Origin of the sequence: Bartonella jaculi (genome assembly GCF_039543045.1) — a bacterium.
In the GTDB taxonomy this organism is placed as follows: Bacteria; Pseudomonadota; Alphaproteobacteria; order Rhizobiales; family Rhizobiaceae; genus Bartonella; species Bartonella jaculi.
Window position 1 is genome coordinate 1 of record NZ_BAABIZ010000214.1, and the last position, 503, is coordinate 503.

At 36.6% G+C, this 503-nt stretch carries 1 protein-coding gene; it reads left to right on the forward strand.

Going from position 1 to position 503, the window contains the following annotated elements:
* Window positions 1-122: 122 nt before the first annotated feature.
* On the forward strand, window positions 123-503 hold a 381-nt coding region (locus ABD915_RS10245; protein WP_345117868.1), incomplete at its 3' end, for a restriction endonuclease.

The following is a 503-nucleotide window of genomic DNA, read 5'->3' on the forward strand; positions in this document are numbered from 1 at the left end:
TTTTTTAGCACTTTTTTCTCACTTTATTATCGATATTTGTTTTAAGTGCATTTAATTGAATTCGTTTTGATTCTTTTGATGATTATTGATCATCTTATAAGGCAAGGGATTTTTATTGTAATATGCTTCAATCTGTTAAGTCTGATAACAAACAAGTCACTTTACGTTCTTTGTTAGAATATTATCGTGAAAAGGCAAAATCACCCCGTGAATTGGGAACACTTTTTGAAAACCTTGTGATGGCTTATCTGTCTGAAGACCCTTTACAAAAGCAGGAATACGAAAAGGTTCAGAGTTATTACGAGTGGGCTAAGGAGCATGGGGAAGATGGGCGTGATATTGGCATTGATCTGGTCGCTACAATCCGTGATGAAGAAGGCTATGCGGCTATCCAATGCAAATGCTATGACGCTTCTCATTGCATTAAAAAAGAAGATATTGATAGCTTTATCGCTGCCTCTGGGAAGAAAATATTCACGCGTCGTATTCTCGTTGATAGTACC